This window comes from Streptomyces sp. NPDC020996, from assembly GCF_040641355.1.
Taxonomy (GTDB): domain Bacteria; phylum Actinomycetota; class Actinomycetes; order Streptomycetales; family Streptomycetaceae; genus Streptomyces.
In genome coordinates this window covers 103,018-122,742 of sequence record NZ_JBFADM010000002.1, presented here as the reverse complement: position 1 = coordinate 122,742, position 19,725 = coordinate 103,018, and the positions used below count along the sequence as shown (strand labels likewise).

The 19,725-nt window shown below is 71.9% G+C and carries 16 protein-coding genes and 1 pseudogene; 9 read left to right on the top strand and 8 right to left on the bottom strand.

Annotated features, from left to right (window positions below):
• Nucleotide 1 precedes the first annotated feature (1 nt).
• Nucleotides 2-208, top strand: a complete 207-nt coding sequence (locus AB0G63_RS01920; protein ID WP_360743190.1) for a hypothetical protein — start codon at nucleotides 2-4, stop codon at nucleotides 206-208.
• A 21-nt stretch (nucleotides 209-229) separates the two neighbouring features.
• On the opposite strand, the gene rsgA is transcribed toward AB0G63_RS01920, so the two are convergent.
• Together rsgA and AB0G63_RS01910 are read right to left on the bottom strand one after the other, a co-directional pair.
• Nucleotides 230-1,339: a ribosome small subunit-dependent GTPase A gene (gene rsgA / locus AB0G63_RS01915; RefSeq protein WP_360742663.1), complete on the bottom strand. Its 1,110-nt coding sequence runs from the start codon at nucleotides 1,337-1,339 to the stop codon at nucleotides 230-232.
• A gap of 249 nt (nucleotides 1,340-1,588) precedes the next feature.
• Entirely contained in the window at nucleotides 1,589-1,723 is a 135-nt protein-coding gene (locus AB0G63_RS01910; protein ID WP_360742660.1) for a hypothetical protein, read from the bottom strand.
• A 69-nt stretch (nucleotides 1,724-1,792) separates the two neighbouring features.
• Here AB0G63_RS01910 and AB0G63_RS01905 point away from each other — a divergent pair.
• A pseudogene (locus AB0G63_RS01905) lies at nucleotides 1,793-2,191 on the top strand (RICIN domain-containing protein); the annotation flags it as partial.
• Here AB0G63_RS01905 and AB0G63_RS01900 read toward each other — a convergent pair.
• The gene (locus tag AB0G63_RS01900; RefSeq protein ID WP_360743151.1) at nucleotides 2,181-3,809 is read right to left on the bottom strand and encodes an IS200/IS605 family accessory protein TnpB-related protein; all 1,629 of its coding nucleotides are present in this window, start codon (nucleotides 3,807-3,809) and stop codon (nucleotides 2,181-2,183) included. The pseudogene AB0G63_RS01905 and the gene AB0G63_RS01900 sit on opposite strands and share 11 nt — an antisense overlap.
• Nucleotides 3,802-4,377 (bottom strand): IS607 family transposase, encoded by a 576-nt coding sequence (locus AB0G63_RS01895; protein WP_360742657.1) that lies wholly within the window; start codon nucleotides 4,375-4,377, stop codon nucleotides 3,802-3,804. The genes AB0G63_RS01900 and AB0G63_RS01895 overlap by 8 nt, the downstream gene beginning before the upstream one ends.
• A 64-nt stretch (nucleotides 4,378-4,441) precedes the next feature.
• Here AB0G63_RS01895 and AB0G63_RS01890 point away from each other — a divergent pair, with 64 nt between their 5' ends.
• On the top strand, nucleotides 4,442-5,347 hold the full coding sequence (locus AB0G63_RS01890; protein WP_360742654.1) for a pectinesterase family protein: 906 nt from the start codon (nucleotides 4,442-4,444) through the stop codon (nucleotides 5,345-5,347).
• A 9-nt stretch (nucleotides 5,348-5,356) separates the two neighbouring features.
• Here AB0G63_RS01890 and AB0G63_RS01885 read toward each other — a convergent pair whose 3' ends face one another.
• The 4 genes from AB0G63_RS01885 to AB0G63_RS01870 all read right to left on the bottom strand — a co-directional run bounded on the left by AB0G63_RS01885 (nucleotide 5,357) and on the right by AB0G63_RS01870 (nucleotide 10,265).
• Nucleotides 5,357-6,844, bottom strand: coding sequence for a cellulose-binding domain-containing protein (locus AB0G63_RS01885; protein WP_360742651.1), 1,488 nt, complete (start codon nucleotides 6,842-6,844; stop codon nucleotides 5,357-5,359).
• A gap of 180 nt (nucleotides 6,845-7,024) precedes the next feature.
• A complete protein-coding gene (locus tag AB0G63_RS01880; RefSeq protein ID WP_360742648.1) occupies nucleotides 7,025-8,371 on the bottom strand; it encodes a radical SAM protein in 1,347 nt (448 codons plus the stop codon).
• Between the two features lie 57 nt (nucleotides 8,372-8,428).
• Complete coding sequence (locus AB0G63_RS01875; protein ID WP_360742645.1) at nucleotides 8,429-9,103, bottom strand: pyridoxamine 5'-phosphate oxidase family protein; 675 nt, start codon at nucleotides 9,101-9,103, stop codon at nucleotides 8,429-8,431.
• 154 nt (nucleotides 9,104-9,257) lie between these two features.
• On the bottom strand, nucleotides 9,258-10,265 hold the full coding sequence (locus AB0G63_RS01870) for a hydroxyacid dehydrogenase (protein WP_360742642.1): 1,008 nt from the start codon (nucleotides 10,263-10,265) through the stop codon (nucleotides 9,258-9,260).
• Between the two features lie 97 nt (nucleotides 10,266-10,362).
• On the opposite strand from AB0G63_RS01870, the gene AB0G63_RS01865 reads away from it, so the two are divergent.
• The 6 genes from AB0G63_RS01865 (at nucleotide 10,363) to AB0G63_RS01840 (ending at nucleotide 19,605) form a co-directional block, all read left to right on the top strand.
• On the top strand, nucleotides 10,363-11,607 hold the full coding sequence (locus AB0G63_RS01865; RefSeq protein WP_360742639.1) for a D-arabinono-1,4-lactone oxidase: 1,245 nt from the start codon (nucleotides 10,363-10,365) through the stop codon (nucleotides 11,605-11,607).
• A 383-nt stretch (nucleotides 11,608-11,990) separates the two neighbouring features.
• On the top strand, nucleotides 11,991-13,238 hold the full coding sequence (locus tag AB0G63_RS01860; RefSeq protein ID WP_360742636.1) for an ROK family transcriptional regulator: 1,248 nt from the start codon (nucleotides 11,991-11,993) through the stop codon (nucleotides 13,236-13,238).
• Between the two features lie 305 nt (nucleotides 13,239-13,543).
• Nucleotides 13,544-14,809, top strand: coding sequence for a sugar ABC transporter substrate-binding protein (locus AB0G63_RS01855; RefSeq protein ID WP_360742633.1), 1,266 nt, complete (start codon nucleotides 13,544-13,546; stop codon nucleotides 14,807-14,809).
• A 20-nt stretch (nucleotides 14,810-14,829) separates the two neighbouring features.
• A complete protein-coding gene (locus tag AB0G63_RS01850; RefSeq protein ID WP_360742630.1) occupies nucleotides 14,830-15,795 on the top strand; it encodes a sugar ABC transporter permease in 966 nt (321 codons plus the stop codon).
• A gap of 98 nt (nucleotides 15,796-15,893) precedes the next feature.
• Nucleotides 15,894-16,709 carry a carbohydrate ABC transporter permease gene (locus AB0G63_RS01845; protein ID WP_360743148.1) on the top strand — a complete coding sequence of 272 codons (816 nt, stop codon included), beginning with the start codon at nucleotides 15,894-15,896 and terminating at the stop codon, nucleotides 16,707-16,709.
• 34 nt (nucleotides 16,710-16,743) lie between these two features.
• A complete protein-coding gene (locus AB0G63_RS01840; RefSeq protein ID WP_360742627.1) occupies nucleotides 16,744-19,605 on the top strand; it encodes a glycoside hydrolase family 2 TIM barrel-domain containing protein in 2,862 nt (953 codons plus the stop codon).
• Nucleotides 19,606-19,725 lie beyond the last annotated feature (120 nt).

The following is a 19,725-nucleotide window of genomic DNA, read 5'->3' as shown; positions in this document are numbered from 1 at the left end:
CGTGGCGGCGGGCAGTTCCCCGGAGACGCGGATGCCGCCGGCGGAGCACGTGCTGCCGCTGTCGGACACCCGGCCGATCGACATCGGGATGGACCACGGACCGCCGGCGGACACCAAGCCGGCCGCCGTCGAGACGGCGGCGGCCGACCGGGCGCTGCCCGCCACCGGCAGCGATCATCTGCCGGTGGCGGCCGGAATCAGCTGGTGAGCGCCGAGGGCGGGCGCGGTCTCACCGCCGGTGGCCCCGCTTCGCCTCCATCGCCGCCCTCCCCTCGGCGCCCCGGCGCTTCCACTCCCGGCGCAGTTCGGCGCGGACGCGGGCGTCGGTCTTGGCCACGATCCACTGGTTCTCCCGCATCAGCTTGCGGTAGCTGTCCAGCCGCCGGGCGGGAAGCTCACCGCTGTCCACGGCGGAGCGCACCGCGCAGCCCGGTTCGGCCTCGTGCGCGCAGTCGTGGAAGCGGCACTGTCCGGCGAGTGCCTCGATCTCGGTGAAGACCTGTCCGACCCCGCCGCCGGCGTCCCAGAGCCCGACGCCCCGAAGCCCCGGGGTGTCGATGAGGACGCCACCGCCGGGCAGCGCGAGCAGGTTGCGGGTGGTGGTGGTGTGCCGTCCCTTGCCGTCGACGTCCCTGGTCGCCTGCACCTCCATCACGTCGGCGCCGAGGAGCGCGTTGGCGAGGGTGGACTTGCCGGCGCCGGACTGGCCGAGCAGCACGGAGGTTCCGCCGGAGACGGTGGCGACGAGGATGTCGAGGCCGTCCCCGTCCAGGGCGCTGACCGCCAGCACGGGCACGCCGGGCGCCGAAAGTTCCACGTCCTGCACGAGGTGGGCGCGGGTGACCGGGTCGGGCACCAGGTCGGCCTTGGTCAGCACGACGAGCGGCTGCGCCCCGGACTCCCAGGCCAGGGCGAGGAAGCGCTCGATGCGGCCGAGGTCGAGCTCGGCGGCGAGCGACACGGCGACGATCGCGTGGTCGACGTTGGCGGCGAGGATCTGTCCCTCGGCGCGCTTGGAGGAGGTGGAGCGCACGAACGCGGTGCGGCGCGGCAGGTACGTCCGCACGTAGCGCGGATCGCCCGCGGGTTCGACGGCGACCCAGTCGCCGGTGCACACGACCCGCAGCGGGTCGTGCGGAGTGACGAAGGCGGTGTCGGCCCGCAGGACGCCGTCGGCGGTGACGACGTCGCACTGACCGCGGTCGACGCGGATCACCCGGCCGGGCAGCAGCCCTTCGGCGTCGTACGGGGCGAACGCGGTCGCCCATGCCTCGTCCCAGCCGTAGGGAGCGAGCGCGGAGAAAGCGGATGAAGCGGAAGAAGCGGAGCGGGAAGTCAAAGGGGAACCCTTCACAGGGTGGCCCCGGCGAGGTGTCTGGTCGTCAGCCGGCGGCCACGGAGGTGGACTTGATGAGCTGGATGCGGGCAGCGCCCATCGCAGTGACAGCCATCGGTCAACACCTCCTCGTCGCTCGTACGGCCGCCCCCAAGGGCGGACCATTCAGACCACTCGGCCAACAGCGCAGACGCTACAGCCCCTCACCCACCACCCGCCACCGGTTTTCCGCGGAGCGGTCGGTGGCCGGGCCTACCCGGCCGGCATGACGGCGCCGACGGCGGCGCCGGGGCCGCGGGGCACGAGGAAGACCGTGACGGGCAGGGCGCCGTCCTTCCGGCGCGGGCCCTCGGCGGTGCGCGGGTCGGTCGAGCGCAGGCCGGTCACCGGGACGGCCGTCGCCGCACCGCCCCAGGTGTTGCCCGAGGAGCGGACGGAACCGTCAAGAAGTCCGGCAAGTGCGTCGACGTGCCCGGCGCCTCCCGCGCCAGTGGCACCGAGCTCCAGCAGTGGACCTGCGCCGGCAACGCCCCCTGGCAGCAGTTCACCCTCCAGTCCGCGGGCACCGGCGTCTACACCCTCGTCGGCGTCAACAGCGGTCAGTGCATCGACGTCCCCTCCGGCTCCACCACCAGCGGCGTCCAGGTCCAGCAGTGGGGATGCGGCGCCGGGCAGACCAACCAGCAGTGGCGGCTGGCCGCCTCCGGCACCGGCACGTACCAGATCATCAGCGTCAAGTCCGGCCTCTGCCTGTCCGACCAGGGCGCCTCGACTGCCGACGGCGCCGCCGTCATCCAGGAGACCTGCACCGCCAACAGCAACAAGCAGTGGGCCTTCACCGTTCCTAATCAGTGAGCAGGAGTGAGTCTTGGACCCATTCCTGGTCACTGCGGACATCCCGAACGGTTTTGGATGTCCTGGTTGCCTGCGTGCTCGCCGCATCCGGCGGCACGAATCGTGTCCGTGGTCCGGGTATGCGAGGGCGGGGTCCCTCACGCCCAGGGGTACGCCGGTCGGCCTGGACGGTCCGATGCCCGTGCACATCGCTCTGGTGTGCACGGGGCGGTGTCGTCCGTCGCCGGATCGGGTGCCCCTGGGCGCGTCGCCCGATCGCGATGCTCGCCGCATCGTGCCGGGTGGTCTTACGGGTGGGGCCAGCCATCGGCTTTTGCCAGTGCTGGGCGCCCCACTTGCTGGTGTAGGCCGGGTCCACGGCGATGATCGCGATACCTGTGGCGTCGGCCATGGAGGTCAGCCGGGCGCGGAGCTTGCCGGTCGGCATGCCGGAGATGAGCTGGCGGAACCGGCGCTTGCGCCCGTGCTTCTCTCTGGTTTTCTCGGCCTGGAAGTCGAGGTCTTCGACCGCGATGGCCTTGACACCGCAGATCTTGGCCCAGTTCAGCAGCCGCGTGAGGGCGTGCCGTACCTGGGCGTCGCGGTGCTGGGCGTTGCCAGACAGGTCGTAGAAGAACCGGCGCGGCCGGCCGATCGGGTTGCCGTGGGTGTCGAGGCGCCATGCGGCGAGGTGGTCGGCGTTGGTGTCCACGCCGACCACACCATCGGCGAGGGCGGCTTTGAGTGGGATGGTCTTGGTGGGAGGGATCTGCCAGGAGGCGTCCGCGTACCAGCGCCCGCGCCTTGTGTCGTGGTGGATGCGGTAGGCGACCGCCCGGTTCGCCTCCACACGGTCGGCCCACTCCTGCCCTCGGTGAGGGAACCGCACCTTCACGGCGAGTACGTATCGGCCGTGCTTGGCGTTCGCCAGGCCGGCGAGCGGGGCCGGGAGCTTGATCGACACCTCACCCTCGGGCGTGATGCGGATCGTCTCGTTGCCGAACCTCTTCCCCGACTCGCCGTCCGCCTTCAGGAACCAGCGCTCGGCTTCCCACCGCTCACGCCACTGAGCCCCGGTGAGCTGCGCGGTGTCGAGGTTGTGACGGGTGCCCAGCAGACGTTTACCGCCACGCACGACATGCACCCGGCCCGCTTCCCGGTCGGCCTGGACCTTCTCGAGCCGGTCCTGCAGCACATGCAGCCGTCGCGTCTTGTAGAACCACTCGTGCGCGGAGCGGTAGCCGCCCGGAGCCCGTTGGGTGCCCTTCTGGCCGACCGGCAGCGACAGCCGGTGGCGGATCGTGGTGATACCGGCTTCGAGGGACTGCACATGTGCTGCCTGGCCACGCCGGGCGAGTGCCCACTGGTCGTGCGTGGCTTTCGTGATCGACCCGGCCCACCTGGACGACGACTGGGCCGTCAGGTCCCGCTTACGGGTCGCCCATGACTCGGTGGAGTGCACCAGGCCGTCACGGCAGCGCACTTTGAGGTCCGTCGAGGCGAGCGAGCCCAGGTGCGCACCCACCAAGCGCAGAACCTTCTCATCTTCGGGCGTGAGGTCCCTGCGCCGGGTACGTACCGCCACACCGGACGGGCCGAGAGCGACGAACGGCGCGGCGATCGGGCGGAGGTCAGCCATGTTCGGCGGCTTCCAGTGCCTTGCGGGCACGGTTCTTCGCCGACCTGCGTCCGTACAGGCGGGCGCAGAATGAGGTCAGCACCTCCACCATGTCCCGCACCAGGTCGTCTTCGACCTCACCGTCGTCCAGCACCAGCAGGCGACGGCCCGTCGCGGACAGGGTGGCCTCGACAAGCTCGACGTTCATCCGGCCGAGCCGGTCCCTGTGCTCCACCACCACGCAGGTCACGTTCGGGTCGGCCAGCAGGCGCCGGGCCTTGGAACGGCAGCCGTTCATCCCGGAGGCGATCTCCACCTCAACACGAACGACTCGGTGACCGGCCTTCGCCGCCCACGCGGACAGCCGAGCGACCTGGCGTTCCAGACCGGTCTTCTGATCGTGCGAGGACACGCGGGCATACAGGCCCAGACGGCCGATGGCCTTGGGCGTGGTGTTCGCGTCGACGTTCACCAGGATCGTGCGAGGCCCGACCCGCTGAGCTGGTACCGGCAACAGCCCCTCACGGAACCAGCGATACGCGGTCTGCGGATGCACGCCCTGCGTCTTCGCCCATTCCGTCAGATTCACGCTCTGCCAACGACACTCACTCATACATGGCTACGCGCACTTACCCGACATCGAGGACCAGCAGGTGGAGACCCCCGTCACCGGCCGGACGACGGTCGCGGCCGACGGGACCGGCACGTACCGGACGGTGCAGGCGGCGATCGACGCGGTCCCGTCGGGCAACACCGCACCGGTGACGATCACCATCAAGCCCGGCACCTACCGGGAGAAGGTGACGATCCCGGCGGACAAGCCCTACATCACCCTCCGCGGCACCGGCGACTCCGCCGACGACGTCGTGATCATCGGCAACCGGAACGCCGGCGACTACGGGACGGCCGGCAGTGCCACCGTCGTCGCCCTCGGCCACGACTTCGCCGCCGCCGGCCTGACGATGGCCAACGACTTCGACGAGAACAGCTCGGACACCGGCGACCAGGCGCTGGCCCTCTACCTGAACGCCGACCGGACGACCCTGGACGACGTCCGCCTGCTCGGCGACCAGGACACCTTCCTGGTGAACAGCGACGCGCGCGCCTATGTCAGCGACTCGTACATCGAGGGCGCCGTCGACTTCATCTACGGCGGCGGCATCGCCGTTCTCGACAGGTGCGCCATCTACGAGAAGCGCGCCACCGGCGGCCCGATCACCGCGGCCAGCACCCCGGCCGAGCGTGCCTACGGCTTCCTCGTCTACCGCTCCACGGTCACCGGCGCCAACACCGGAAAGACCCAGCTCGGCCGTCCGTGGCGGCAGAACGCCCAGGTCGTGTACCGCGAGTCCGCGCTGTCGGCGACGATCGCCACCGCCCAGCCGTGGACGGACATGTCCACCAGCACATGGCGCAACGCCCGCTTCTTCGAGTACCGCAACACCGGCGCGGGCGCCGGTGTCAACGGCAACCGGCCGCAGCTGACCGACGCTCAGGCCGCGCAGTACACGCCGCAGAAGTACCTGGCCGGCACGGACGGCTGGAACCCGGTCGGCTGAGCCGGTACGTCAGCCGGCTTTCGCGCAGGTGTGTCCGTTGAGCTCGAAGTGGTACGGCGGTGAGTTCTTGCTCTGCCAGGAGGCGAGGAAGCCGAAGGTGAGGGTTCCCCCGGCGGGGACGGACTTGTTGTAGTCGGCGGCGGTGGCGGTGACGCGGGAGCCGTTCTGCGCGAAGCTCGCGTCCCACATCTGGCCGACCTTCTGGCCGTCCCGGAACGACCAGGCCACCCGCCAGCCGTCGAGGGCGTCCTCGGTGGTCACCGAGACGGTGGCCTGGAAGCCGTCGGGCCAGGAGTTGACGAGGTCGAAGGCGGCCGTGCAGGTCGTGCCCCTGCCGGACGGCCCGTCGCCGCCACCGGCCGTGGACGAGGAGGTGCCCTGGGGTTCCGGGTCCGGGTTGTGGTGGCCGCCGGTCGGCGTCGCGGTCGCGGTAGCGGTAGCGGGCGCCAGGGTGGGCGCGTCGGCCGACACGGGCGAGCCGGCGCCGGACGGCAGGGACGCCTGCGGGACCGCGACCGGCTGCCGGTCGGACGTGTCGGCGGAGGCGTCGTCGTCCGCGCCGCCGAACGGCATCATCGACACGGCCAGCGCCACCAGCGACACCAGGACGGCCGCGGCGAGGAGCCCGTGGCGCACGAGGCGGGCCCGCTGCGCTCCGGGCCGCGGTTCGCGGTCCTCGCCGTCGGCCTGCTCCGGCCGCCCGGCGCCCAGGCGCACCTCGGCGGCGCGGCGGCGGCGCTCCAGGTAGGCCAGGCCGCCCCAGCCGATCACGCCGCCGGCCAGGGCGGTGGGCAGTTGCCCGCCGTGCGGGCGCAGGCAGGCGGCGGCCTCGGCGCACTCCACGCACGTGGCGAGGTGGCGCGAGAGGTCGGTGGGGATGTCGGCGGCGGGCGACCGGGTGACGGCGTCGAGGAGGCGGGCGTAGCTGCGGCAGCTCGCGTCCATCGGCGTGTCGAGGTGGTTGCGGTGGCAGCGGTCGCGGAACAGGCCGCGCACCTGGTCGAGTTCGCTGCCGACGGCGGCCGGGTCGAGGCCGAGCCGGCGGGCCACCACGGACCGGGGCAGCGCCTCCACCTCGGCCAGCCACAGCAGCGTGGCGTCCGCCTCCTGAAGGTCGCGCAGGCCGCGCAGGGCGAGCGGGCGCTGCAGCGGGGGGCCGTTGTAGCGGGCGGCCTTGTCGGAGTTGAGCCACAGCCGCAGGTCGGGGTCGAGGTCGTGGCCTCGTCCGGCGGTCTCCCAGGCCGCCGCCGTGGTGCGTACGGCGGTCAGCATCTGCGGGATGGCGGGCAGCCGGGACGGGCGGCGGCCGGTGCCTCGGGCGGCGCCGGCGTCGGCGGCGCGGGCCTCACCTATACCGAGTGCGAACGCCTCCCTGGCCAGCTGCGTGGCAGCGGCGGATCCGGAGGTGCACAGATCGGCGTAGGAAAGCACCGCGTCCCAGCACTCCGAGAAGAGCGCGGCCTCGGCGGCGCCCTTCGGGGTCGGCAGGTCGAGCATGGGTCTCCTGCATCCACAAGCGAGGTCAACTCACCATATTGGCAACGGAGTTGGGGGGAACCTCGGGGCAGGACAAGAGCCTTTCACGTTTTCCACACAACTGACAAGCGGTTGCTTCGCATCCGGTTACCGGTTACCGGCGGTTGCCCGTTGAGGGCCCCCGCCGTCCGCCGCGACCGGTCACACCTCCGCGGGTTCGTCCGCCGCTTCGCCGGCCGCCGCTTCCTCCGCCGGGAGGCTGTCCATGAAGGAGCTGACGGAGAAGACGGCACGGCCGGGTCCGGGCGGGCCGTATCCGGGCGGGGAGGACAGGCCGAAGTCTTCCATGGTGGCGCGGTAGGCCTCCAGCAGCCGGATGTGGTACTCCAGCGGGGCGCCCTGCGGATTGGCCTTGCCGAGCGGGGTCGTGGGCTCCGGGCACCAGGTGGTGAAGCGGGGCGTGATGCCGTGCGACATGAAGAAGCGCAGGCCCTCGGTCGTGGACGCGATGGCCTCGTCGACCGTGGTGAAGCCGAAGGGCTCGGCCATCTCCACGCCCGCCACGAAGTTGGGGATGACGTTGCGCGCGCCGAAGACGTCGGCGGAGTCGAGGATCCTGCGGTGCCACTCGTCGCGGCCGACGTAGCGCTCCTTGCCGGGGCAGTACAGCTCGAACAGCCGGCGGTCCCACACCTCGAAGTTGGGGTGGTAGATCTGCACGCCGTAGTCCTTGAACCGCTGCACGTCCGGCTTCGGCAGCGCCTGCGCGACGACCTTGCCGATCCAGCGGCCCGGGAAGCGCTCCTCGATGGCCTTGGCGTAGTGGCCGTAGAAGTCGGCCTCGTCGCGCCCGGCGACGGTCTTGGTGATCGCGCCGCCGGTGAGCGTGTAGGCGGTGGAGGCCTTCTGGGTGTCGTAGCGGTCGATGATCTCCAGCGCCTCCAGCACCTCCTCCACGTCCTTGACGCCGGTGTACGGGCGTCCGGCCGCCTTGTGCTGGCGCCAGTTGTGGTTGATGTCGCAGTACTGGCACTCCTCCTTGGCGCCGAAGTACTGGCAGACGCGGAAGACGGTCAGGTAGATCAGGTAGCCCCACTGGATGGTGGGGGCGACCTCCATCACCGACTTCCCGTTCGCGAGGGTGTGCCGGTAGTACTCGGGCATCGGCGGCACGCCCACGTCGGCGATCCGCCTGCCGTCGAGGTAGAGCCCGAGCATGCCCTCCTCGTCGGCGGCGACGCGGTACGGCGAGGACGGGTTGACGCGCACGGAGACGACGGTGCGGCGCAGGTCGTACGGGCCACCGGTGAGGATGATCTCCTCCGGCGGGCGGCGGAGCGCGGCCTCGCCGAGTTCGGGCAGGGTGCCGTGGTCGAAGGAGAAGATGAAGTACGACTTCGGCTTGACCTCGCCGCTCTCGTTGTCGCTGAGCGCGGACGGGTCGAAGGCGACGCCGCCGCGCAGCAGGTCCTCCTTGAAGACGGCTTCCCGCGGCACGTGCGGGAACCGCTCCATCAGATCCTCGACCAGCGCGGTACGGCTGCCCATCCCGAATCTCCTCAACGCTCGGACGTACGACCCCTCACGGTAACTCCCGCCCCGCAGTCAGCCGTGCCGGGTCCCCCCGCGCCGTGCGACGTGCGCGGGCGGGGCGATGTCCGGGGGCAGCAGCGGGTCGGCCACAGGGGCGCCCCACGTGGAGGTCAGCGGCAGGGTGCCGGCCCACAGGCCGAGCCCCGCGTCGGGTCCGTCGCCGTCGTCGGGGGCGCCGGCGCGGATCTTGACGGAGGCCTGTTCGAGGCTGAGGGCGAGCAGGACGGTCGCGGCGAGTTCCCGGCGGCTGGGCCGTCTGGCGTACGCCCACTGCCCCGGCGCCGCGTGCTCGGTGAGCCGGCGCAGGCCCGCGAGCTTCTCGTCGGGGTCGGTGACCTTGCGGGGGATGCCGTGGATCATCGCACTGCGGTAGTTGACGCCGTGCTCGAAGACGGAACGGGCGAGGACCAGCCCGTCGACGTGCGTGACGGTGACGCAGACCGGGGTGTCGCCGGCGAGGCTGCGGCTGGCCACGGACCCGTGGACGTAGAGCTCCCGTTCGCTGCGCCCGTACACGGTCGGCACGACCATCGGCCGCCCGTCCACCACCACTCCGAGATGGCAGACGAACCCGGCGTCCAGGATCGCCTCCAGGTCGGCCCGCTCCCGGCTCCCCTGCTCGCGCAGGCGGCGGTGCCGGGTCACGTCGGTCTCGGGAAGGACGGCGGGCAGCTGCGTGGACGTCATGCGCCGCAGACTACCGATTCCGCATGAGACTGACCATGATCAAGTCGATTACATCGCCAGGACTCGCCCGTCACGACGAAATCCGCATCGGAATCACGGCCGTCGACCCATGCCGCCCCGCCTCGAGATCCCGCCGTGGACCGGACGCCGCCCCTCACGCCTCCCGCTCCAGCATCCTCGGGTCCACCGCGTGCGCCAAGCCCTCGCCGGTCACCAGGCGCTCGGCCTCCGCGGCCACCGACGCGCCGAGGCGGGCCAGCTCGTTGCCCTGGGAGCCCGCGAGGTGGGGGGTGACGAAGGCGCCCGGCAGGTCGAGCAGGGGGGAGTCCGCGGGCAGCGGCTCGGGGTCGGTGACGTCGAGGATCGCGGTGAGGCGGCCGGTGCGCAGTTCGCCGGCGAGGGCGTCGTGGTCGACGAGGGCGCCGCGCGCGGTGTTGATCAGCACCGCCCCGTCCGGCATCAGGGCCAGCTCGCGGCGGCCGATCATCCGCTGCGTCTCGGGTGTGGCGGGGGCGTGCAGCGTGACGGTCTGCGAGGTGCGCAGCAGCTCGTCGAGCGGCAGCAGCGAGACGCCGAGCGCGGCGGCGCCGGCCTCGTCGACGTAGGGGTCGGTGAGACTCACGCGCAGGTCGAAGGCGCGCAGCAGTTCGATGACGCGGCGGCCGGTCCGGGAGGCGCCGACCACGCCGACGCGGCGGCCGTTGTTGCCGATGCCGGGGACGAGGTCCCAGCCGGGCGAGGCGCGCTCGGTGCGCAGGCGCTCGCGCCGGGCGAAGACGTCCTTGCCGGCGAGCAGGATCATGGCGAGGGTGTACTCGGCGACCGGCCCGGCGTTGGCGACGGCCGCCGAGGAGACCGCGATGCCGCGCCGCCAGACCTCGGGGGTCAGGAAGCCCTTGACCGAGCCGGCCGCGTGCAGCACCGCGCGCAGTCTCGGGGCGGCGTCGAGGACGGCCGCGTCCAGCCGGGGGCAGCCCCACCCGGTGACGAGGATCTCGGCGCGGGCGAGCGCCTCGCGGACGCCCGGCGCGGTGACGTCCTCGGCCACCACGCCGGGGTCGATGTCGACGCTCGCCCGCAGCCGCGCCAGCACCTCGGCGGGGAAGACCTGGGGAACGTTCACGGCGGTCATGGCGAACAGGGCCTGCGGACGCTCGGGCAAGGAGAGTGACCTTCCGGAGGGGAAACCGCTTCCCACGGTAGGCGGCGGCGGATGAGAGGGTCAACGCACACGCACTACCGCGGGAGGGACGGCAGGGATGTCGGAGACGGTCACCAACTGGGCGGGCAACATCACCTACACGGTCGGGGAGTTGCACCGGCCACGCTCGCTCGACGCACTCAGGGCCCTGGTGGCCGGCAGCCCGAAGGTGCGGGTGCTCGGCAGCGGGCACTCCTTCAACCTGATCGCCGAGCCGGGCGCCGGGGGCGTCCTGCTCTCGGTCGCCGGGCTGCCGGCCGAGATCGACGTGGACCGGGCGGCCCGTACGGTACGGGTCTCGGGCGGCGTCCGGTACGCCGAACTGGCGCGCGCGGTGCACGCCCACGGGCTGGCGCTGCCCAACATGGCGTCGCTGCCGCACATCTCGGTGGCCGGGTCGGTCGCCACCGGCACGCACGGCTCGGGGATCGAGGGCGGCTCGCTGGCGGCGCCGGTGCGCGAGGTGGAGCTGGTCACGGCGGACGGTTCGACCGTGCGGATCGCCCGCGGCGACGCCCGCTTCGCCGGCGCCGTGACCTCCCTCGGCGCCCTCGGCGTCGTCACAGCCCTCACCCTCGACCTGGAACCGGCGTACCGGGTAGAGCAGTACGTCTTCACCGAACTGCCGCTGGCGGGGCTGGACTTCGAGGCGGTCGCGGCCTCCGCGTACAGCGTGAGCCTGTTCACCGACTGGCGGGAGCCCGGCTTCCGTCAGGTGTGGCTGAAGCGGCGCACCGACCGGCCGGCGCCTGCCTTCCCCTGGGCCGCGCCCGCCACCGAGCCGATGCACCCGGTGCCGGGCATGCCCGCGGCCAACTGCACCGAGCAGTTCGGGGTGCCGGGGCCGTGGCACGAGCGGCTGCCGCACTTCCGGGCCGAGTTCACCCCGAGCAGCGGGGACGAGCTGCAGTCCGAGTACCTGCTGCCGCTGCCGCACGCCCTCGACGCGCTGCATGCGCTCGACGCCGTCCGGGCGCACGTCGCCCCCCTCCTGCAGACGTGCGAGGTGCGCACGGTGGCCGCCGACGCGCAGTGGCTCAGCCCGGCGCACGGCCGTGACTCGGTCGCGCTGCACTTCACCTGGGTGGCGGACACGGCGGCGGTGCTGCCGGCCGTGCGGCGGGTGGAGGAGGCGCTGGACGCCTTCGGCGCGCGGCCGCACTGGGGCAAGGTGTTCACCGTCCCGGCGCCCGCCCTGCGGGCGAGGTACCCGCGGCTGCCCGACTTCCGGGACCTGGCGACCGCCCTCGACCCCGACGGCAAGTTCGCCAACGCCTTCGTGCAGGATGTGCTGAGCCTGTGAGACTCCCCGGCCCGGAGCCGTCCGGCCCGGCACCGTCCGATCCGGGTCGCACCGGCGCGGTGTCGCACCGGTCCGGGTTCGCACCGGTCCGGGTTCGCACCGGGCTGGGTCGCGCCAGCCCCAACAGCGCGGGCCCGAGTCGCACCGGCCCGGGCCGTGCCGGTGCGGGCCGCGCCGACCCGAGTCACGCCGGTCCGGGTCACGCCGGTCCGGGCCGTGCCGGGCGCCGGTCCGGGCACACAGGCCACGGCTCCACCCGTCGGCCTCCCGACTTTCTTCAGCCCCTTTCCTAACCCCTTGTCGAAAGTCTCCGCAGCCCATAGATTTGCGGGCGCCGGTGCCGACGTGCCCGGCGGCACGGACGAAGGGACGGGGGCCGACCGGTGAAGCGCACATCACGTGACATCCGCACCGCGAACCGCTACGAGGTGTTGCGCCAGATCATCGCCGAGTCCCCCACCTCCCGGCAGGAACTGGCCGCGGCCACCGGGCTCAGCCTCGCCACCGTCGCCACCCTGGTCGGCGAGCTGCTGGACCTCCGCATGATCACGGAGGTCGGGTTCGAGGACTCGGCCGGCGGCCGGCCCCGCGGCCTGGTGGCCGTCAACGCCTCCGGCGGCGCGCTGATCGGCGTCGACATCGCGGAGACGTACGTCCGGGTGGAGCTGTTCGACCTGGCGCTGAACGTCCTGTCCCGCGCCGACGAGGACGTGCGCCCCGGCGAGCGCCGCCCCGAGCAGGTCGTCGCCCATGTCGCGGCGGCCGTCGGCGCGGTGGTCGCGCAGGCCGGCGTGGAGGGCGCGCGGGTGCTCGGCGTCGGCGTGAGCGTGCCGGGGCAGGTGGACCGTGACACCGGCGTCGCCGAGTACGCGGCCAACTGGGACTGGCACGACGTGCCCCTGCTCGACCTGCTCGCCGAGCACGTCGCCTACCCCCTGTACCTGGACAACCCGCTGCGCGCCTGCGCGGTCGCCGAGCTGTGGTTCGGCGCCGCGCGGGGGCGCGAGGACGCCGTGGTGGTCAACCTCGGCACCGGCGTCGGCGCCGGTCTGGTGCTGGGCGGCGGACTGCACCGGGGGGTGAGCAACAGCGCCGGCGAGTGGGGGCACACCACGCTCGTGCTGGACGGGCGGCTGTGCCACTGCGGCAACCACGGCTGCGTGGAGACGTACGTCGGCGCGCCCGGCATCATGCAGAACCTGCGCGAGCTCAGCCCGCGCAGCCCGCTGCTGCACCCGGAGGACCAGACGGCCACCGTCGACGCGCTGGCCCGCGGGGTCGCCGCGGACGACCCGGTGGCGGTCAAGGTCGTCCGGGACACCGCCCGTTACCTGGGCGCCGCCATCGCCGACCTGGTCAACCTGCTCAACCCCGAGGTGGTCGTGCTCAGCAGCTGGGTCGCCGCCCGGCTCGGCGAGCCGCTGCTGGACGAGGTGCGCGAGGCCGTCGCCCGGCACACGCTCAGGCGTCCGCTGGCCGCCACCGGGATCGTCCTGTCCCCCATCCCGACCGATCCCGTCTGCCTGGGCGCCGCGACGTTCGCGCTGGAGGGCGCGCTCCAGTCGGTCGGGCAGCGGACCGCCGCCAGGCGCGCCGGCTCCGCGCGCGGCCGTACCGCACCGCCTCCCTGACGGCGGGTCCGACACCCCCTGGGCGGCCGCCCGGACACCCCCTGGGCGACCGCCCGCACGCTCCCCGGGTCACCGCCCGCACGCCCCCCGAGTCGCCTCCGCGCGCCCCCTCGGTCGCCGTCCCGTTCGTCATCCCGAACCGGGCGCAACGTTTGGCGCAGACTTCGTCCAACCCCTTGCCGAAGCATTATCCGAAGGTTAACGTCCGGCACCGCACGGCAATTTCGGGCCAGCGCCGGCCCTGCCGGGCCGGCGTCGCACCGAAGCCGTGGAGCCGCAGCCGTACTCGAGACAAGGACGTCAGCATGTCGGCAACGAGCAACAGCAACTGGTCCCGCCGATCGCTCTTCCGGGCCGCCGCGGGCATGGCCGCCGCCGGCACGCTGGCCGCGTGCGGCAGCAACAACGGGCGGGGCGGCGGATCCGGTTCGGGCAAGCAGCTCGTCCAGTACTTCCACGCCTACGGCGAGGCCGGGACGGAGCAGGCGATCAAGCGGTACGCGAAGGCGTACGACGGAGCGAACGTGACCACGCAGTGGATCACCGGCTCGAACTTCGAGAGCAAGCTGTTCGCCTCACTGCTGACCAAGCAGGCCCCGGACCTGTTCGAGTTCCACCCGCAGATCCAGCTCGTCAGGAGCGGGCAGGTCGCGGACCTGACCGACATCATCGAGCCGGTGAAGGACGACTTCAACCAGGCCGACATCCGGTCCCACACGGTGGACGGCAAGATATACGGCGTCCGGATGATCGACGACCCGCAGTTCTTCTTCTACCGCAAGTCGCTGCTGGAGAAGGCGGGCATCGAGCCGCCGACCACGCTGGACGAGCTGCTGGAGGCCGCCGCCAAGCTGACCACCAGCAAGGTCAAGGGCGTCTTCCTGGGCAACGACCTGCACGCGGTGATCAACCCGCTGATCTGGTCGGCCGGCGCGGACACGCTCGACGACAAGAACCAGATCGCCTACCACACGGACGGCGTCGTCGAGGGCCTGAAGAAGATGCGCAAGCTGTTCACCAGCGGCCACCTGCTGCTGGACGCCCCGGCCGACTTCTGGGACCCCTCCGCGCTCAACCAGGGCCTGTGCGCGATCCAGTTCTGCGGCATGTGGGCCATGCCGCAGTTCCAGCAGACCCTCGGCGACGACCTCGGCATCATGCCGTTCCCGAAGGTCACCGACGCGGGCAAGCCGTCGGTCTACAACGGCGGCTGGTCGATGTTCGTCAACGCCAAGGGCAAGAACGTCGACGCGGCCAAGGAGTACGTGAAGTGGCTGTGGATCGACCAGAAGAAGTACCAGGAGGACTGGGCGCTGTCGTACGGCTTCCACATCCCGCCGCGCGCCTCCCTCGCCCAGTCCGCCGCCAAGCTGAAGTCGGGCCTGCCGGCCGAGGGCGTGAAGCTCTTCAACGACTACGGCCACTTCGACAACATCGGCTGGACCCAGGCCATGATCACCGCCACCGAGAACGTCTTCGCCGACTGCGTCCGCAAGGGCGGTGACCCGGAGGCCGCGCTCGACAGGTGCGACAAGACGGTCGGCGCCGAGCTGAAGAAGCTGTTCGGATAGGCCGCCGGGCGAACCACGACATGTCGACGACCACGACGCGCGACCTCGCGAGCACCTCCCCGGCCGGGGCCGAGCAGGCCCGGCCGCGGGGGGCCTGGCGGGGCAACCGCACGTTCAACTTCTGGCTGTTCACGAGCCCGTTCCTGATCGGGCTGATCGTCTTCGTCTACGTCCCCATCGGCTGGAGCGTCTACCTCAGCTTCTTCGAGGCCCGCTTCACCGTCACGCCCAGCGACTTCGTGGGGCTGGGCAACTACCGGGAGATCCTGACGAACGGAGGGTTCACCGGCTCCCTGGTCACCTTCACCGTCTTCGCCGCCTTCATCGTGCCCACCACCTGGGCGCTGTCGCTGGGCCTGGCGCTGCTGGTGAACCGGCTGCGGTTCATGCGGGCGTTCTACCGGTCGGTGTTCTTCCTGCCGACGGCGTGCTCCTATGTCGCCGCCTCGCTGATCTGGAAGATGTCCCTGTTCAGCGGGGTGCGCTTCGGTCTGGCGAACACCGTCCTCGGCTGGTTCGGCGTGGAGAACATCGCCTGGCTCGCCAACCCCGACCCGCCGTGGTACTGGCTGGTCATCGTCACCGCGCGGCTGTGGCTGCAGTCCGGCTTCTACATGATCCTGTTCCTGGCCGCGCTGCAGAACATCCCGCAGGAGCTGTACGAGGCCGCCGCCATCGACGGCGCCAAGCGGGGCTGGCAGACCTTCCGGCACATCACCCTGCCGCAGCTGCGCGCCACCTCCACGGCGGTGATCCTGCTGCTGCTCGTGGCCGCCTACCAGGCGTTCGACGAGTTCTTCAACCTGCTGGCCAAGACGACTTGGGGCCGTCCTCCGCTCGTCGAGCTGTACTACACCGCGCTCGGCCAGGACCAGAACTACGGCAAGGGCAGCGCTGGCGCGGTGATCCTCACGGCGCTGATCTGCGTCGTGACCCTGTTCCAGGGCAAGTTCATGGGCTTCGGAAGGGGGGACGAGTCCAAGTGACCACCACCGCACCCGAGATCGGGAAGACACCCGCGTCCGGGACCGCGAAGACCGGGAAGGCCCGGCGGCCCCGGCGGTCCGGGCCCGGCGGCTCGGTGATGAGCTCCACCGGCCTCTACGTCGCCGCCGGCGTCGCCGCCCTGCTCTTCCTCGTCCCCTTCTACCTGCTGATCCGCAACGCCCTGTCCACCGACCCGGAGATCACCGGCGAGAACTGGAAGTTCTTCCCCACCGACATCCAGTGGGGCAACATCACCGAGCCGTTCCACGACACGACGGTCGACTTCGGCCGGTCGATGGTGAACTCGATGATCGTGGGCGTCCTGCACACCGTCGGCACCCTGTTCGTGTGCTCGCTGGCCGGCTACGGCCTGGCCCGCATCCCCTACCGGCACGCGAACAAGGTCTTCTACGGAGTCCTGTTCACCCTGATGGTGCCGACGGCCGTCACCTTCGTCCCCAGTTTCGTGCTGGTGTCGTCCCTCGGCTGGGTGGACAGCTACCGCGGTCTGATCATTCCTGGCCTGTTCAGCGGTTTCACCTGCTTCCTCTTCCGGCAGTACTTCCTGGGGTTCCCGAAGGAGCTGGAGGAGGCGGCACGCGTGGACGGGCTGGGCTACTGGGGCGCGTACTGGCGCATCGTGGTGCCCAACTCGCTGAACTTCTTCGCGGCGATCGCGACGATCACCTTCATCAACGGCTGGAACTCGTTCCTGTGGCCGCTGGTCATCGGCCAGGACCCCAGCGCCTGGACGGTACAGGTCGCGCTGTCGTCGTACATGACCAACCAGACCGTCAACTACCACCTGATCTTCATGGCGACCGCCCTGTCCATCCTGCCCCTGCTGCTCGTCTTCCTCTTCCTCCAGCGCTGGCTGGTGCAGGGGATCGCCCAGACCGGCATCAAGGGCTGACGCCGCTCCCTCTCATCTTACGACCTGGAGACCGATGTCTTTCCGCACCACCACCGCCGACCACGTCGAGGACGTCTCCCCGGGCAGCGGGGCCCTGCCGCCCCGCGCCTGGTACGCCTCCTCGGACGCGGCGTCCCTCTCCCTGAACGGGCGTTGGCGGTTCCGTCTGTCGCCGACCGCCGACGCCGAGGACGACTCGTTCGCCGTACCCGGGCACGACACCGGGGACTGGGCGGAGGTGTCCGTCCCCGGTCACTGGGTGCTCCAGGGCCACGGTTCCCCGATCTACACCAACCACCTCTACCCCTTCCCGGTCGATCCGCCGCGGGTGCCGACCGAGAACCCGACCGGGGACCACCTGCGCGTCTTCGACCTGCCGGAGGACTGGCCGGCGGACGGCGACGCGGTGCTGCGCTTCGACGGCGTGGAGTCCTGTGCCCGCGTCTGGCTGAACGGCACGGACATCGGCGACTTCAAGGGGTCCCGGCTGCCGCACGAGTTCGCGGTCGGCCGGCTGCTGAAGCCGTCCGGCAACGTGCTCGCGGTCCGCGTCCACCAGTGGTCGGCGGGCTCGTACCTGGAGGACCAGGACCAGTGGTGGCTGCCCGGCATCTTCCGTGACGTGACGCTGCTGCACCGCCCGGCCGGCGCCGCCGGGGACTTCTTCGTGCACGCCTCCTACGACCACGTCACCGGCGAGGGCACGCTGCGCGTCGACTCCGACGTCGCCGGCCGGGTGACCGTCCCGGAGCTGGACGTCGACGTCGCCACCGGCGAGACGGTGACGGTCCCCGTCGAGCCGTGGTCGGCGGAGGTCCCGCGGCTGTACGACGGGGTGCTGGCGACCGGGGGCGAGCGGGTGCCGCTGCGCGTCGGCTTCCGCACGGTCGCCCTCCAGGACGGCCTGATCAAGGTCAACGGGAAGGCGGTGCTGTTCAAGGGCGTCAACCGGCACGAGTGGCATCCGGAGCGGGGCCGCGCGCTCGACCTGGAGACGATGCGCGAGGACGTGCTGCTGATGAAGCGGCACAACGTCAACGCCGTGCGCACCTCGCACTACCCGCCGCACCCGGCGTTCCTGGACCTGTGCGACGAGCTGGGCCTGTGGGTGATCGACGAGTGCGACCTGGAGACGCACGGCTTCGTCGAGCAGGACTGGCGCGACAACCCCGTCGACGACGACCGCTGGACCCCGGCCCTGCTGGACCGCGCCGCCCGCATGGTCGAACGCGACAAGAACCACCCGTCGGTCGTCGTCTGGTCCCTGGGCAACGAGGCCGGCACCGGACGCGGGCTGACCGCGATGGCCGAGTGGATCCGCGGCCGCGACGCCTCGCGCCTGGTGCACTACGAGGGCGACGTCACCTGCCGCGACACGGACGTGTACTCGCGGATGTACGCCTCCCACGACGAGGTCGAGCGCATCGGCCGGGGCCTGGACGGCGGAACGCACAAGCGGCGTGAACTCCCCTTCATCCTGTGCGAGTACGCCCACGCCATGGGCAACGGCCCCGGCGGACTGGCCGACTACCAGAAGCTGTTCGAATCCCACGACCGGCTGCAGGGCGCCTTCGTCTGGGAGTGGATCGACCACGGCATCGCCCACCCCGAGCTGGGCTTCGCCTACGGCGGCGACTTCGGCGAGGAGCTGCACGACGGGAACTTCGTCTGCGACGGCCTGCTGTTCCCCGACCGGCGGCCCTCCCCCGGCCTGCTGGAGTACAAGAAGGTCATCGAGCCCGTCCGCATCGAGGGCGAGGGCGCCGGCGGGACCGTACGGGTGACCAACCGGTACGACTTCGCCGATCTGTCGGCGCTGGCGTTCGAGTGGTCGTACCAGGTGGACGGCGAGACGGTGGAGTCCGGCCCGCTGTCGGTGCCCGCGCTCGCGCCCGGCGAGTCGGCCGAGGTCAAGCTGCCCGAACCGCCCGCGGAGGCGGCAGGCGGCGCGGAGACGCGGTGGACGGTGCGGGCGCTGCTGGCCGACGGCACCGCGTGGGCGCCCCGGGGCCACGAGGTGGCGTGGGGCCAGGTACCGGTGGCGGCGCGTTCGCTGCCGTCCGTCGCGGCCACCGCCCGCCCCGTCCTCGCCGAGCGGCTGATCACCCTCGGCCCGGCCTCCTTCGACGCCCGCACCGGCGCGCTGAAGGCCGTGGGCGGCGTGGAGGTCACCGGCCTGCGGCTCGACGTGTGGCGCGCGCCCACCGACAACGACGACGGCGCCCCCTGGCAGAGCGACGTCCGGTTCGGTCTGCTGTGGCGCAAGTTCGGCCTGCACCGCATGCGGCACCGGCTGGACGCCGTGGAGGCGGGCGACGACGCGCTCACCGTACGGACCCGGGTGGCGCCGGCCGCCTGGGAAGTGGGCCTGGACACCGTGTACCGCTGGACCTCCGACGGCGGCCGGCTGCGGCTGACGGTGTCCGTGACCCCGGAGGGCGACTGGACGGTGCCGCTGCCGCGGCTGGGCATCCGCTTCGGCCTGGCCCACGCGGACTCGGTGACGTGGCACGGCGGCGGCCCCGGCGAGGCGTACCCCGACACCAGGTCGGCCTCGCGGCTGGGCCGTTGGACGTCCACGGTCGACGACCTGCAGACGCCGTACGTCCGCCCGCAGGAGAACGGCGCCCGCGCCGACGTCCGCTGGGCCCAGCTCGGCGGCCTGCGCGTCGAGGGCGACCCGGAGTTCTCCTTCAGCGCCCGGCGCTGGACCAACGAGCAGCTGGACGCGGCCCGGCACCTCAGCGACCTCACACCGGGCGACACGGTATGGGTCAACCTCGACCACCGCCAGCACGGCATCGGCTCCCAGTCCTGCGGCCCCGGCCCGCTGCCGCACTACTTCCTGCGGCCCGAGCCGACGGAGTTCTCGTTCGTCTTCACGGAGGCCGGCTGACGGGACGGCCCTCGAAAACCCCGCGGCCGGCCGGCCTCAGCCGTCCGGCCGCGGCGGCGGCACACGGCTCCGACGGCGGCAGGTGGCCCCGACGACGTGTTGCGCGGGTGTCGGCGGCCT

What these genes read in the sequence shown, in the direction of transcription:
- AB0G63_RS01900 (WP_360743151.1), bottom strand. Translation starts at nt 3,809, where the DNA reads ATGGCTGACCTCCGCCCGATCGCCGCGCCGTTCGTCGCTCTCGGCCCG.
- AB0G63_RS01885 (WP_360742651.1), bottom strand. Translation starts at nt 6,844, where the DNA reads ATGCTCGACCTGCCGACCCCGAAGGGCGCCGCCGAGGCCGCGCTCTTC.
- AB0G63_RS01880 (WP_360742648.1), bottom strand. Translation starts at nt 8,371, where the DNA reads ATGGGCAGCCGTACCGCGCTGGTCGAGGATCTGATGGAGCGGTTCCCG.
- AB0G63_RS01875 (WP_360742645.1), bottom strand. Translation starts at nt 9,103, where the DNA reads ATGACGTCCACGCAGCTGCCCGCCGTCCTTCCCGAGACCGACGTGACC.
- AB0G63_RS01865 (WP_360742639.1), top strand. Translation starts at nt 10,363, where the DNA reads ATGTCGGAGACGGTCACCAACTGGGCGGGCAACATCACCTACACGGTC.
- AB0G63_RS01855 (WP_360742633.1), top strand. Translation starts at nt 13,544, where the DNA reads ATGTCGGCAACGAGCAACAGCAACTGGTCCCGCCGATCGCTCTTCCGG.
- AB0G63_RS01850 (WP_360742630.1), top strand. Translation starts at nt 14,830, where the DNA reads ATGTCGACGACCACGACGCGCGACCTCGCGAGCACCTCCCCGGCCGGG.
- AB0G63_RS01845 (WP_360743148.1), top strand. Translation starts at nt 15,894, where the DNA reads ATGAGCTCCACCGGCCTCTACGTCGCCGCCGGCGTCGCCGCCCTGCTC.
- AB0G63_RS01840 (WP_360742627.1), top strand. Translation starts at nt 16,744, where the DNA reads ATGTCTTTCCGCACCACCACCGCCGACCACGTCGAGGACGTCTCCCCG.